At 26.7% G+C, this 14,601-nt stretch carries 14 protein-coding genes; 8 read left to right on the top strand and 6 right to left on the bottom strand.

Annotation, left to right across the window (positions count from 1 at the left end):
• Positions 1-7: 7 nt before the first annotated feature.
• Positions 8-2,080, top strand: coding sequence for a ribonuclease R family protein (locus ABXT66_RS07570; protein WP_443642887.1), 2,073 nt, complete (start codon positions 8-10; stop codon positions 2,078-2,080).
• A gap of 89 nt (positions 2,081-2,169) precedes the next feature.
• A complete protein-coding gene (gene rpmG / locus ABXT66_RS07575) occupies positions 2,170-2,337 on the top strand; it encodes a 50S ribosomal protein L33 (RefSeq protein WP_443642888.1) in 168 nt (55 codons plus the stop codon).
• Positions 2,338-2,347: 10 nt separating this feature from the next.
• Here the strand turns inward: rpmG and ABXT66_RS07580 are convergent, their stop codons facing one another.
• Positions 2,348-3,142, bottom strand: coding sequence for an EipB family protein (locus tag ABXT66_RS07580; protein ID WP_443642889.1), 795 nt, complete (start codon positions 3,140-3,142; stop codon positions 2,348-2,350).
• 79 nt (positions 3,143-3,221) lie between these two features.
• Here ABXT66_RS07580 and rnd point away from each other — a divergent pair, with 79 nt between their 5' ends.
• Positions 3,222-4,373 (top strand): ribonuclease D, encoded by a 1,152-nt coding sequence (gene rnd, locus ABXT66_RS07585; RefSeq protein ID WP_443642890.1) that lies wholly within the window; start codon positions 3,222-3,224, stop codon positions 4,371-4,373.
• Here the strand turns inward: rnd and ABXT66_RS07590 are convergent.
• From ABXT66_RS07590 to ABXT66_RS07600, 3 genes are read right to left on the bottom strand one after another with little or no spacing between them, the layout of a single operon-like run.
• Positions 4,370-5,095 carry a hypothetical protein gene (locus ABXT66_RS07590; protein ID WP_443642891.1) on the bottom strand — a complete coding sequence of 242 codons (726 nt, stop codon included), beginning with the start codon at positions 5,093-5,095 and terminating at the stop codon, positions 4,370-4,372. The two genes, rnd and ABXT66_RS07590, sit on opposite strands and share 4 nt — an antisense overlap.
• Entirely contained in the window at positions 5,095-6,135 is a 1,041-nt protein-coding gene (locus tag ABXT66_RS07595; RefSeq protein WP_443642892.1) for an AI-2E family transporter, read from the bottom strand. The genes ABXT66_RS07590 and ABXT66_RS07595 overlap by 1 nt, the downstream gene beginning before the upstream one ends.
• Positions 6,136-6,148: 13 nt before the next feature.
• Entirely contained in the window at positions 6,149-7,495 is a 1,347-nt protein-coding gene (locus ABXT66_RS07600; protein ID WP_443642893.1) for a hypothetical protein, read from the bottom strand.
• Between the two features lie 125 nt (positions 7,496-7,620).
• Between ABXT66_RS07600 and purM the strand changes: the two genes are divergently transcribed.
• Positions 7,621-8,697 (top strand): phosphoribosylformylglycinamidine cyclo-ligase, encoded by a 1,077-nt coding sequence (purM, locus tag ABXT66_RS07605; RefSeq protein ID WP_443642894.1) that lies wholly within the window; start codon positions 7,621-7,623, stop codon positions 8,695-8,697.
• A gap of 127 nt (positions 8,698-8,824) precedes the next feature.
• On the top strand, positions 8,825-8,953 hold the full coding sequence (locus tag ABXT66_RS07610) for an aa3-type cytochrome c oxidase subunit IV (RefSeq protein WP_443642895.1): 129 nt from the start codon (positions 8,825-8,827) through the stop codon (positions 8,951-8,953).
• 11 nt (positions 8,954-8,964) lie between these two features.
• Here ABXT66_RS07610 and ndk read toward each other — a convergent pair whose 3' ends face one another.
• Together ndk and ABXT66_RS07620 are read right to left on the bottom strand one after the other, a co-directional pair.
• Complete coding sequence (gene ndk, locus ABXT66_RS07615; RefSeq protein ID WP_443642896.1) at positions 8,965-9,387, bottom strand: nucleoside-diphosphate kinase; 423 nt, start codon at positions 9,385-9,387, stop codon at positions 8,965-8,967.
• 82 nt (positions 9,388-9,469) lie between these two features.
• The gene (locus tag ABXT66_RS07620) at positions 9,470-10,945 is read right to left on the bottom strand and encodes a leucyl aminopeptidase (protein WP_443642897.1); all 1,476 of its coding nucleotides are present in this window, start codon (positions 10,943-10,945) and stop codon (positions 9,470-9,472) included.
• 115 nt (positions 10,946-11,060) lie between these two features.
• On the opposite strand from ABXT66_RS07620, the gene ABXT66_RS07625 reads away from it, so the two are divergent.
• From ABXT66_RS07625 to ABXT66_RS07635, 3 genes are read left to right on the top strand one after another with little or no spacing between them, the layout of a single operon-like run.
• A complete protein-coding gene (locus ABXT66_RS07625) occupies positions 11,061-12,188 on the top strand; it encodes an LptF/LptG family permease (RefSeq protein ID WP_443642898.1) in 1,128 nt (375 codons plus the stop codon).
• A complete protein-coding gene (locus tag ABXT66_RS07630; protein ID WP_443642899.1) occupies positions 12,175-13,317 on the top strand; it encodes an LptF/LptG family permease in 1,143 nt (380 codons plus the stop codon). The genes ABXT66_RS07625 and ABXT66_RS07630 overlap by 14 nt, the downstream gene beginning before the upstream one ends.
• 11 nt (positions 13,318-13,328) lie before the next feature.
• Positions 13,329-14,588 carry a hypothetical protein gene (locus ABXT66_RS07635; RefSeq protein ID WP_443642900.1) on the top strand — a complete coding sequence of 420 codons (1,260 nt, stop codon included), beginning with the start codon at positions 13,329-13,331 and terminating at the stop codon, positions 14,586-14,588.
• Positions 14,589-14,601 lie beyond the last annotated feature (13 nt).

Here is a 14,601-nt window from a genome sequence, read left to right on the forward strand (position 1 = left end):
AACAAATATGAAAAATAATAATGATAGTAAAATAGAAGAGATAACATCTCCAATATTATCATTAAAGATCACTTCTATAGATGATGACGGTTTTGCTAATGCAAATATTTTAGATAGCCATTATGATTTTAGACAAGTTGAAATACCGTTCAAAAATGAAAATATAAAATTTAATATACAAGATCATTTATTAGTCCAATTTAAAATATCTAATAACAACTATGAATTTATTAGGATAATTAAAAAACTAGATATTGAAAGAAGATATTTCTTTGCAAAAGTAAATATGAACTCAAGAAAACAATTTATACTTCAAGAATTAGAAAGAGGTCGTAAAAGTAAAGATATAATAATTCCCATAATATCAAAAGAGACTGTTATTCATAATGGAGATATTGTTAAAGCTCAAATAGCATCGACGCAAACTTTAAAAAATATAAAAATAAAAAAAATTAAAGCAAAAAAGAGAGAAAGAAATAGCAATAATAACCAAACTAATTATGCAGAAGTCATAGAAATAATAGGTTCTTCGTTTGATCCAAAAACATTTTCCTTTTTAGCAATTAAAGAAAATGATTTAAATTACGAATTTAACGATAATATCGTCAAGGAAGTTAAAGGGTTAAACCAAATTAATAATGAAGGCCGTGTTGATTTGAGATCTACATCTTTAGTAACGATTGATGGAGAAAATGCTAAAGATTTTGATGATGCTGTTTATGCTGAAAAATTATCTAGTAAAAAAGGGTGGCGAATATTAGTCGCGATAGCTGATGTTTCTCATTACGTAAAGCTAAATTCCTATCTAGATCTAGAAGCGAAAGAAAGAGGCAATTCAGTATATTTACCAAACCTTGTTATTCCTATGCTTCCTGAGCAATTGTCAAATAATTTATGCTCATTAAAACCAAATGTAGATAGATTATGTTTAACAGTTGAAATAATAGTAAATAACAAAGGTGTTAAACAATCTCATAAGTTTTTTCAGTCTATAATTAACTCAAAACAAAGGTTAACTTACAAACAGGTTGAAGATGTAATTAATAAAGATAAAAACAGTCATTTAGATACAAACATTCTAAAAGTCATTAACTATTTACATGAAGTTTATCAACTTCTTGATAAAGTTAGAACAAACAGAGGCGCATTAAATTTAAATTTGCCAGAAAAAACTATAATATTTAATAAAAAAAATTGGCCGGTAGACGTAAAAAAAGTTTATGGCATGACTAGTAACAAGATAATTGAAGAATTTATGGTTTTAGCAAACGTTGCTGCAGCTGAGGAAATAAATAAAAGTTCACAAAATACCGTTTACCGAGTTCATGAACAACCAAGTGAAGAAAAATATAAAACATTAATAGACATAATAGGACAACCGCTAGCTAGTATTTTAATTGGGAAATTACCTCACCCTTCATTGATGAATAAAATATTAGAACAAACAAAAGAGACGGCTGATTATGAATTAATCAATCAATCAATATTAAGAAGTCAGTCTCAAGCAAGGTACGATAATAAAAATTATTCACATTTTGGACTAGCACTTAAAAATTATGTTCACTTCACTTCACCAATACGTAGGTACGCAGATTTATTAATTCACAGACAAATTATAAACATAATTAATCAAGAAAATTCAAAAAAAATCAATACAAGTATTAATGAGACAGAAATTAAATTATTGTGCGAACATATTTCAAGTACTGAACGAAAGGCAACAAATGCTGAAAGAACTACAATTGATCGATTAATTAGTTTACTGTACCAAGATAAAGTTAAAGAAACTGTTACTGGTTCAATTATATCAGTCCATAAATTTGGAATATTTGTGTCCATAGATGACGGAATAGCTGAAGCACTTCTACCTATACGTGAATTACCTTATGACTGGTACGATTTTGATCAAACAAAACAAGTATTGTTGGGTGAAAGATCAGGATATTTTTTCAAAAGTGGTATGGAACTTACAGTCAAGATTACAGAAGTTGTTCCTATAACTGGTAGTATAACTGTGAAATTTATTTCTGGAGGAATAAAAGGTAAATTAAAAAAATATAAAAAAAGAAGAAAAAGATAAATTAGTAGCTACCAACACTTTAAAGACATTTCATAACTTGACTTTAAACAATAATTAAATTACTTAATACAAAAATTATGGAGTTAAATATGGCTAAACCAGCAACTTTACAAATCAAACTTATTAGTTCAGCTGATACTGGATATTTCTATGTTACAAAAAAGAACCCCAGAACAAAACCTGAAAAATTAGAATTAATGAAATATGACCCAAAAGCAAGGAAACATGTTTTATTTAAGGAATCTAAAATTAAATAATTAATACTTTCTAATTATTACATACTTGTTTTTCAATAACCTTAAAATCTTTAAGTTTAGCTATCACTTCAAAGTCCCCATAATCAACTTTATAAGAATACACAACTCCATCCTCGTCTAATTCTAATGATATTTCATAATCTGGACTTGTTTTGTTTTCAGCCTTAGAATAAAAAGCAATTTTAATTGGCCAGACCATAACTGCAGAAATATTTTTATTATTATGTACCTTAGCTCGTCTTTTATTACTTATGACGGTTGAAACAGTTTTAATCGGGTTGTTTTCTTCGTTTCCAAAAAAAACATCAGCGTTAAAAATTGTTTGACCTGCTTTAGCTTTTTGAATAACTTTTTTTAAATGCTCTAAGGGAAATAAAGTTTTTTTATTAAAAGTTAGTTTTTTTATATTTTGATTGATCATAGATCCTGAAATGTTTTTTTTATTTTTCTCTACAAAACCTTGATAATCATTTTCACCATTTAAATCACTTTTCTCAGTTAATTGAAAACTATGTTTAGTAGATATTTTATTTTCAAAAGTAGTAAAGCTGGAAAAACTTTTTGCAGATTTTTTATTTGGTAACTCATAAATTAATATATAATCTTCTCGTACATTCCAGCCATCACAAACTTCTTGGATTTCAAAAAATGTTTGTCCTTGTCCCCCTTCTAGAAAAGAGTTTTTTATATTTTCAACATTTAGTATATAAGTGGCTTTATGTGATAAAAGCTGAGATGAAAATGAAGGACTGATTAAAAGTAAATATATGATAAAAAGGGCATTTATACATTTATTTGAAAACATTTTTTTTCCTTTTGTTTAATTAGATATTTTAAAAAAATTATCGTTGTTTTTAAAACAATATAATCTAAGTTAATGTGTTATGAATGAAATAATTAAACCAATAACAGACCAAAATACATTAAACGATTTTTATAATAAATGTAAAATAGAAAAAGTTCTAGCAGTAGATACAGAATTTATAAGGGATAGCACATATTATCCATCCCTATGTTTAATACAAATTGCAGGCATAAATTTTGCTGCTGCAATTGACCCTCTTGCAAAATTAGACATGAGTCCAATATGGGAATTACTATTAAATAAAAATATTTTAAAAGTTTTCCATGCATGCAGACAAGATATAGAAATATTTTTTGGATTAATGGGTGAAATACCTACACCAATATATGACACACAAATAGCCGCAATGTTTTGTGGACTTGGTGATCAAGTTGGTTATGAAAGTTTAGTAAATAACTTTTTAGGATTGTCAATTAATAAAGAACATCAATTTACAAATTGGTTGCAGAGACCACTATCACAAAATCAGATTAACTATGCAATATCTGACGTAACCCACTTAATTAATATATTTCCATTAATACGCCAAGCAATTAAAGATAACAATAGAGAAGAATGGGTCACTAAAGAGCTAGAGCACCTTAGTAAAAAAGAATTATATCAAGTTAAGGCAGATGAGGTTTGGAAAAAAATAAAATTAAAAAACTCTAATCCACAAATGTTAAATTTACTAAAATATCTAGCATCTTGGAGAGAAAATGAGTGTAAGAAACGAAATATTCCACGAAACAGATTAATACGAGACGATGTATTAATTAATATTTCATTTTCCAAGCCCAAAACGATCAGTGAGCTTAAAAAAATCAGGGCTATACCAAAAAATTTATCAAATGATGATTTTTGTCAAATTTTAGAAGTTGTAGATAAAGCTCAGAAAGTAAAACGTGAGGAATGGCCATTAATATCAACATCGACTTCTCCTCAAATATCTAAAAGCAGTTTAGAATTATTAAAAATACTCTTAAAATATTGTTCTGAAGAAAATGGTTTAGCAGAAAAAGTTATTGCTAATACTGATGACTTAAAATCTATATTAGAAGGTCAAAAAAAAAATATGAAAGTATTTACTGGTTGGAGGAACAAAATTTTTGGGGAAATAGCTTTATCATTATTGAATGGAAAATTAGCATTTAAAATGGAAAAAGGGAAAATAAAGAAAATAGATATTTAATTTATATTGAGTGTATCAAAAATGTATTGAATACTTTTATAACTTACCTTTTTTTTAGTCTCTAAAAGTATCACATCTAATGAGTTAATAAATTTTATAATGCTTTCAAAATTTCTCTCTAATCTCTCTAATATATAAAGACATTGATTATCATTTAATATTAATTTTTTATCATTACTATACTTAATCAGAAAGGTGTACATTAGCATATCGTCTGGTAATTTAATCTCACAAGCCAGCAAACTTCGTATTCTTGAATTTAAATCATCTAATTCCCAATCCATTTCGAAGGCAGAATATCTAGATAAAAATAAAATAGAACCTTGCTTATAAGTAACTTGATTGAGAAAATGCAAGACTAATTTAGAAGGATAATTACTACTTGGTACAAAATTATCTATAATGAAATTAGTTCCTTTTTTAATTAAATCCAAATCATGTGATTTTAAAGATGATAAAACAAAGGATTTATTGGTATCCATAAATATATTACTTAAATGGGTTTTACCACAGCCAGTAGGTCCAAAAATGAGTGCGGCAGGTATTGTGTTAATTTTTTTGTTCCCTAGCCAAAAATCAGTATTTTCAATAAGGCTAATTGCTGATTGATTACATTTAGAAACAATAAAATTGTCTCTATTTTTAATAGATTTAAAGGTAAGAGGAAGTGCTAGTTGCTTATTAAAGCTACTTTTATTTATATTTCTTAGCTTAGTATACATTAGTTACTTTTATTGATTATTTTAAAAAAATAAAATCTCATTATCACGCCTAAAATTGCAGCTAAAGGCAATGATATAAGAACTCCTACAAACCCTGCCAAATGAGCCCCTGTTAAAAGAGAAAACAGAACCCAAATTGGATTTAATCCAATGGCATCTCCTACGAATTTTGGGGTTAAATAATAACTTTCAAGTACTTGTCCAAAAAGAAATACTAATGATAGATATAATAATTCAAATGAAAAACCAAACTGGAAAAAACCTAATATTAATGTTAAACCACCGCCTAAAAGCACCCCAATATAAGGAATAAATGATATCATTCCTGCAAACAGCCCTAAGAGTATGCCAAATTCAATACCTAAAAAGAAAAGGCTAAAAGAATAAAAGATACTTAAAATTAAACATACTATACCTTGACCTCGAATAAATTTAGAAAGAACAATATCTATTTGTTTAATTAAAACCGTTAAGTCTTTTAAGTTTGATTGATTTTGAAAATTATTAAAAAATATCTTAATATATTTAAATTCTAAACTCATATAAAAACTTAAAATAAAAACTAAAATAACGTCAAAAAAACTATTAAAAAATTGAATACTGTTATCCACTAAAATAGAACTGGAACTGATTAAATTTTTTGTGAGCGGTTTTAAAAATTCAATGAAATTAAAATTATTTATTTTTTCATTAATAGAGTATTGATTACTATATTGCTCTATCAAAATTTCAATTTTACTCATATAAGATGGTAAGATAGAAAATAAATTCTGTGTTTGTTTAATAATAATTGGCGAAATTAATATTAACAAAGATAATAAACATATGATGAAAAGAATGACTGCCATTAAACTTGAAATAGTTTCATTTAAATATTTATCCAATAAAACTTTTAAAGGGTTAACCAAATAAGCAATGATAAAAGCCAATGCAAAGGGAATAATCACTTCAAATAAATATAAAGAAATTATAAAAATTAAACATAATAAGATATAAATATTTAAATTTTTTATTTTCCCATTTTTAAGTTCATCTGACATGTAATTAACTCCATTAAAATTTTGAATTAAGTATGTATTGTTGAGAGTTGAAGTCTTTAAAAATCATTTTTTTTTCTTTTGCTGCCTGAAAAAAAGTTTTTTTGTTTCCTATGAACCTTACTACAACCATCCCTTTTAAGGTTGAAATAGAAATAACTTTAACTTCTTTAACAAATGGTAAACTTTTAAGAGTGTTGAGTACAAAAGGCCACAAAGTTATATCCTTTTGTATTAGTATCGTATTTACATTATATTCTATTTTACTATTTGATTTAAGTAAGCCTCTTTTAAGATGCTCAAAGTTTTTTGAATTTTTCTTTTTGTAAAATATAACTTCTTTTTCTATTTCTATAACTCCTTCATCTAAAAACCCATCTGTTGATTTTACTTTTATAATTTTATCATTAAATAAAAATGGAGCTTCTAATCTTGTCGATTTATATGAGGAAATTGGAATTATCAATTCAACTTCATTGATAATACTGGAATTAATTAGATTATCTTTTTTCCAGTTTTTTTCTATAGAATTTTTTATGTTTAAGACTTCCTGATTTAATAGAGTTTGGTCAATATTATATAAAGAAGTAGTAGTTTTAAGAGGAGTTTTATTTCTGTAGAGTGTATTTTCTAATATTCCATTTTTATTATATATCTTAGCATAGGTACTAAGGAAGGTTTTTCCATCATTTTTTAAAACAGGTTCTGCAATAACAACTAATAATTCTTCAGATTTTTCTAAGTTAATTAATTTGCTAATCAGATCCTTGTTAGAAACATTTATTAAATTTGATCTGATTCTTCTTGATAATTTCAAATTCCCTTTTGCTAAAGAAAATTTCACCAACCCTTCTGAAGATTTAATCGCTGTTTTCCATTTTAAATACCAAGGATCTTTTTCATCCCAAATAATCACTCCCCTTGGCCCTTTAAAAACTGGAAGTATAGAAATCGGTTTACGGTATGTCTCTGCGTATTGAATTTTGTTTTTATGAAAGTATTCTATTATTAGTTTTCTATTAAAACATATATCAAAGTTAGCTACATATCTTGTATTGCTGTTAGCTTCACTGTTAATTTTCAAATAATCTACTAATTGTAGGACTTCTAAATTCTTAAACTTAATTTTTTTGTTTCTAAGTGTTAATTTATTTAAAAGTGTTTTTAAACCAAATAACTTTGCTTTATCTTCGGCTAATTTTCTTGCTTCTACGATAGATTTCTTTGTCAAATCAACTTTTATATTTTTTACATAATATGATGAATTACGACAATCATCATTGTTAGAAGCCAGAGATACTGAATAAGAAAATATTATATTTGTTAAAACTAGACTTATTATTTTTAAATTTTTAAAAAACATTTATTGATCATCCAATTTTTTTAATTGATAAGTAACTATAACATCGATATATCAAATGTATAAATTTTCAGTAACTTTTACATAAAATAATTAAACCTTACGATCTAGTAAAGATTAACTTATAAATGAATAAAAAGAAAAAAAGTCAAAAATTAGAATCTATTAATTATAGCGACGCTGGCGTAAACATAGATTTAGGCGAAGAACTAGTTTCAGAAATCTCTCCTATTGCAAAAGCTACTGCTATAAAGGGTACAACTGGAGAATTAGGTGGTTTTGGTGGCTTGTTTGACTTAAAACAATCTGGCTTTAAAGATCCAATACTTGTCTCTAGTACAGATGGTGTAGGTACAAAACTACAGTTAGCAATCAAAACTAAATCCTATTTTAATATAGGTATTGACTTAGTTGCCATGTGCGCAAACGATGTTTTAGCTCAAGGAGCAATCCCATTATTTTTTATGGACTACTTTGCAACAGGCAAGCTTAAAAAAGATGTTGCTATTGAAGTAATCAAGGGGATCGCAGAAGGTTGTAAACAATCAGGTTGTGCTTTAATTGGTGGAGAAACCGCTGAAATGCCAGATCATTATTTAAATGACAGTTTTGATTTAGCTGGTTTTTGTGTAGGTGCTGCTGAACGAGAAAAATTATTGGATAAAAACAATGTCAAACATGGTGATCAGGTTATTGCTGTTGCTAGTAGTGGTATTCATTCAAATGGTTATTCTCTAGTGAGAAAAATTATCGAAACAAGATCTATTGATATTTTTAAAAAAACAGACTTTGATAAAAAAAGATCACTTGCTGAATTACTCATGAAACCAACACTTCTGTATACTAATGCATTTCTAGCAGCTAATAAAAATATGAAAGTAAAATCTTTAAGCCATATCACAGGTGGTGGTTTAGTTGAAAATCCTCCTAGAGCATTTAAAAAGAATTTAACTCTTCAATTTGATATGAGTGGTTTTGAGTTGCCCCCACTTTTTAAATGGATTCAAGAACAAGCAAATATAAATCTTTTTGAATTAACCAGAACATTTAACTGTGGAATTGGTTTGTTAATTTTTGTAGATAAAAAAGATGCACATACAATTATTAATGATATAAACAATGCTGGGTATGAATCCTTTTTAATAGGGTCAATGGTTGAAAGCATATCAAATGAAAATGTAATGTTTGATGGTTGGAAATTTTAGAAAGGTTAAAGCATATTATTATTTTATTTAAATAATTTATAAATCACTTAAATTGTTACTACAAAAAATGTTACATATTCTTTTGAATAAGGGAAAAAAATTATAATTTTTAATATTGGAGATATTAATGGCTAATAAGATTGATAAAGAAAATGAAGAGCATAAAAAATTCTATGAAAATTTTTTACAATATACCACTTACAGTGCTGTGGTTGTAATAGCTATTGTAGCTTTGATGGCGATTTTTTTGGTGTAGGGAATAATTGTTTAACTAAATAATTCAACAGCAGCAAAAAAGAAAGCAATCTCTAGATTTGCATTTTCAAGACTATCAGAGCCATGAACGGAATTTGCTTCTATGCTTTCAGCAAATTCTTTCCTAATTGTTCCAGCATCGGCTTCTTCCGGATTTGTAGCACCCATAATATCTCTATTTAACTTTACTGCATTATTACCACTCAGAACCTGTACTACAACTGGTCCAGAAGTCATAAATGAAACTAAATCGTTATAAAAAGGTCTATCTTTATGAACCTCATAAAATTTTTGTGCCATATCTTCTGATAATTGTAATCTTTTTTGTGCTATAATTTTTAATCCTGCTTTTTCAAATTTAGCATTTATTAAACCAGTTAAATTTCTTTTTGTAGCATCTGGTTTAATTATAGATAATGTGTTCTCAATAGGCATTAGTTTCTCCAATGTAATCATTCATAAGGTTAGTATATGTATTATATTTAATAATCAATAATAATTTATTTATAAAAACTAGTTAAACATTTTTATAATCTTTTATAAGTTGATAAAGCATTTTAACTCCCCATCCAACACCGCCATAGGGGATTGTAGGTGAAGGTTTATTTTTCCACGTAACTCCCGCAATATCTAAGTGTGCCCAAGGAGTTTTGGCAACATGTCTTTTAAGAAAACAGGCAGCGGTTATTGAACCTGCCCCAGGACCTCCAATATTTTTCATATCGGCTATTTCTGTTTTAATCAATTGGTCATACTCATCATCTAAAGGCATTCCCCAGACTTTTTCACCACTTGTTTCTCCAGCATTATAAATAGCTTCTGAAAGAGTTTTGTTATTAGAAAACAAACCAGCTCTAATATTACCTAAAGCAACAATCATTGCTCCAGTTAACGTTGCTAGGTCAATTAAAAATTCAGGCTTATACTTTTTTTCAGTCCAAGACAAAACATCAGCTAAAACTAGCCTACCCTCCGCATCTGTATTCAATACCTCTATAGTTTGACCTGAGATTGAGTTAACCACATCACCAGGTCTTTGTGCATCACCATCTGGCATATTTTCAACAAGACCTATAACACCAATAATATTTAGTTTAGTTTTAGATAATGCTACAGTTTTCAACAGACCAGTCACAGTTGCTGCTCCGCCCATATCCCATTTCATATCTTCCATTGACTTAGGTGGTTTGAGAGATAAACCACCTGAATCGAAACAAACGCCTTTTCCAATAAAAGCATATGGCGGAGCATTTTTATTTCCACCAGTCCATTCCATTACAACTACCCTACTATCTTTCCGGGATCCTCTTCCAACAGCCAACAAAGCTTCCATGCCAATTTTTTTTAATTGAGATTCATCATACACAGTTACCTCAACACCTATATCTCTAAGTTTTATACACTCATTAGCAAAACTTAATGGGAAAAGAATATTTGGTGGTTGCCATACTAAATCTCTAGCGGTATAAACTCCTTGAGCAATGCTTTTAACATTATCAAATAATAAAGAACTTTTTTTAAAATCCTTACATCTGAATATAATTGAATTTAAGATATTTTCCTGTTTTGGCTTTATTTTCTTATAATTAATGAATTTATATGAACTTAGCAAAATGCCAAGGGCAATTCTTTGATTAATTTTAATATCATTCTCATAAATCACAGCTTCTGTACAAGCTGTCGATTTCACCTCATTGTATATAGTACCACCTAATCTTTCTAGATAATCATCTTTTAACTTTCCATCATCAGATTTTCTTTTTACTAATAAGAAATTACCTTTTTCGGATCTGACTATTATATTGTCAGGAGAACCATTTATTAAAAAACTGTTTAAGAATTTATACAGCTCAACATTTATTTTAGTTTCTTCAGGTAAATGAATTTTTGTTTCGGTAAAAAAAAGAATATTAATTGTTTTATTTTTATTTAATTCAATTTGATTATTCGGTTTCTCAAAATTAATGTTAATAAACCTATTCTTATTTTCCATGTTAAATCCTTGAGGTGATAAGAGATGTTGTAATTAAAATAATAAGATATATTAATATATTATTAATAAAAGTAATTTAAACAAAAATTAGGATAATTTTTAGATTAGTAATTTTATGATTTTAACAAAATATGTTTTTAAACAAACTATAAAAAATGTTTTTTTATCAACTATGGTTTTTTTAGCTGTTATATGGTTAACACAATCGTTTAAAATGATTAAGTTAATAGTAGATAAAGGTGCAAATCTCTCAGATTTTTTTATTTTATCTGTATATAACTTTCCTAGTTGGCTTCTGTTAGCTCTTCCGTTTGGAACATTTGCAGGATGTATGATCTCATACTCAAAATTTGAAAGTGACAAAGAAATTGTAGTAATGAAAGCAGCTGGCCTGAGCCCTCTTAAGATCAGTGGTCCTGCAATAATAGTGTCTTTGTTTTCGTCAATAATTTTATTTATAATATCTCACTTAATTTTGCCAACAACTTATAAAAATTTTAAAACACTTCAAAACGATATCAGAAACAGCTCTAAAGAATTAATTATTAAAGAAAATACTTTTGCAGATATAAATGAAAACCAAACTATCTTTATTCGGCACTTAGATACTAAAAACTATTTTAAAGAAATTTTCATTCAAGACAGAAATGACCCTTTAAATTTAGTTGAGCTATATGCAAAAACTGGTTATCTGACCAATGACGATTACAAAGTAACTTTATTTATGGATGAGGGAACTAGATTCTCAACTAAGGGTTCTAAAGAACCAACTATTTTAGATTTTAAAAACTACAAACTTGAAATTATGAAAAACAAATCCAAGTCAACTTCATCAAGAGTTGTAGAATATAATGAGTATAGTTTTTTTGATTTAATAAAAAAAGCTAATCAAAGTAAGGATAAAAAAGGAAAACTTATAGCAGAGGCTCACAGCAGAAACACAGTGGCTTTGTTACCTATTGTTTTTGTTTTAATTGTAATGATAACAATTCTTAACAGTAATTATTCAAGAATTATATCAACTTACAAAAAGAGTATAAGTATTGGCTTTTTAATTATAATCGAAAGCTTATTTATTCTTATCAAAAATACTGTACATTATAATATTAATTTCTTACCATTAATGTACTTTTCACCTTGTTTTATTATTTTATTAAGTTTTTTTATACTTCATAAAAATATTAATTTTAAAAAAATTATAAGCTTAATCAAACAAAGAACTATTCATAATGAAACATTATAATAAGCATCCATTCATCCTTTATAAATACTTTACAAAGGAACTATTGCTATTCTTTTTATTTGCATTATTTTCACTTACTATATTAATTTTCTTTATTGACTTAATTGAATTATTTCGTCGTTCCTCAAATAAAATTGGAGTAACTCAAGTGCAACATGCTAATTTTTTTAGTATTATTGGAATGGCTGGGTTAAAAATTCCAGGCAATATAGAAAAAGTTTTACCTTTTTCTACTTTAATTGGTTCTATTGCTTGTTTTAATCAATGGAGAAAAAAAAATTACTACATCATATCTAGGTCATTCGGTCTATCTTTGTGGAAAATAATTACACCAACTTTAATCTCATTTTTTATTATTGGTTTAGTATCGATAACTTTTTTAAATCCGTTATCATCCATTTTTAATAAAAAGTATGATACACTACAAACCATATATTTTGGGAAAAAGAACCTCAAGGTTTTTACTTTTGATACCAAAGGATTTTGGATTAAAGAAATTTCTCGAGACTCACAGTTAATAATTAATGCCAAGACAATAAATGACATAAATAATACTTTAAAGAACGTAAATGTATTTGTATTTGATAAAGATAAAAACTTTCAAAAAAAAATAATATCTAAAAGAGCAACATTTTTAAAAAATAAACTAACTTTATTTGAAGTAGATATAATAAGTCGAACAGATAGTTTAAAAAAATTAAAAAAATATACTTTTACAGTCAAATCTGAATCTACTGGCTTTGTTATAGCTATAAGTAAGCCAGATACAATTTTTATTTTTGACCTTCCTTCATATATTTTTAAAATAAAAAAATATGGCCTCAACATATCAAAACATCTCATACATTTTTTTAAATTGGTTTGCCAACCATTTTTAATAATATCAATGATTTTACTTTCTGCATCCTTGATGTTAAGGAGTAGTGAAAGAAAAGTAGAGTCTGGTAAAGTAACAATTTCATTAGTTGTTGGATTTAGCTTATATTTTATAGGAGATTTTATTTTTGCATTAGGGTCATCGGAAAAACTTCCACCATTACTTTCTGGCTTTGGCCCTACATTAATTGGATTGTTTTCTGGTTGTTACCTAATCAGTGAAATTGACGAACCAACAAAAAAATTAAGTTAATAGGAAGATAATTGAATAGTATAAAAATGAAAATTTCATATAAATATCAAATCATAGTAATCATTTCTTTTATTAATATTATTTCCAGTGCAATATATGCTAAAGAAAATTATATTTTATCTACAGTTAATACAATTCCAATATCAAAAATAGATGTTATTAATAGAGCCAAACTTATTTCTTTTTCAATAAATCAAGATTTGAAATTTAAAAATTTAAAAAATTTTTATAATCAGTCTTATAAAGTTCTTATTAACGAAAGAGTTATTCAATCTGCTGGCTTAAGAATTAACAAAAACATTAACAAAATTGTATCAAAACAAGCCTATCAGTTAACCTTACAAAACTTTGATAATTCCGAAGATAAACTCAACAAGTTTATTACAAAATTGTCAATACCTAAATCTGCTATTATTGAAAAAAACGAAACACAATTAATCTGGTCTATTGTTTTAAGAGATAGGTTTAAGTCAGAAATTGACCGCTTAGAAGAAAAATTAAATGAAAACATCTTACGAAATGATTCTCAAAACCAACAGGACCTTTATGATATAGCTGAGATAGTTATAAACAGAAGTGGTAATAAAAATTTATTAAAAAATATCAATTTAGCCCTGCAACAAGGAATTAGTTTTTTAGATATTGCAAAACAAGTTTCTCTTAGTAGTTCTAAAAAATTCAATGGCAAAACTGGTTGGCGGAATTATAATAATTTACCAAAATACATAATAGACAAACAGATAAATGTAAAAGAAGGTGATATTTTTACCTTTCCGGTTAAAGATAAAATTAAAATTATTAAAATATTAGTTAAAAGAAATAAAGGTAGGTTGAGTAAGACAGAAAACAAAATTTTATTAGTTCAAGTAAAATTTGAGATTAATTTCAATACAAAAAAGGCTGCTTATACCGATGTAAAACAAAAACTGAGTAAATTGTTAGGTGATAAAAAGAATTGCGATCAACTAAAAAAAATAAATGATAAAAGCATTAAATTAAACATAATAAATTCTAGAGTAGCTGACTTAAGCCCTAATATACAAAAAGTTATTATTAATAAAAAAATTAATGAAATCACTGATCCTTTTTATATTGGAAATAATGGGTATACATATGTTGTTTGTGATAAAAAGCAGGCAAAACTAAGTAAAAAAAATTATAATCAAACTAAGAAAGATTTTATGTCAAAACAATTTCTAATTTTCAGTGAAAAACATTTAAAACAACTCAATAAACAAGCTAATATTATAAATATTAAAGAAATTAGATAATTATAAAGCTTTA

It is taken from the genome of Candidatus Levibacter sp. Uisw_134_01 (genome assembly GCF_047717795.1).
GTDB lineage: Bacteria > Pseudomonadota > Alphaproteobacteria > Puniceispirillales > Marisalimonadaceae > Marisalimonas.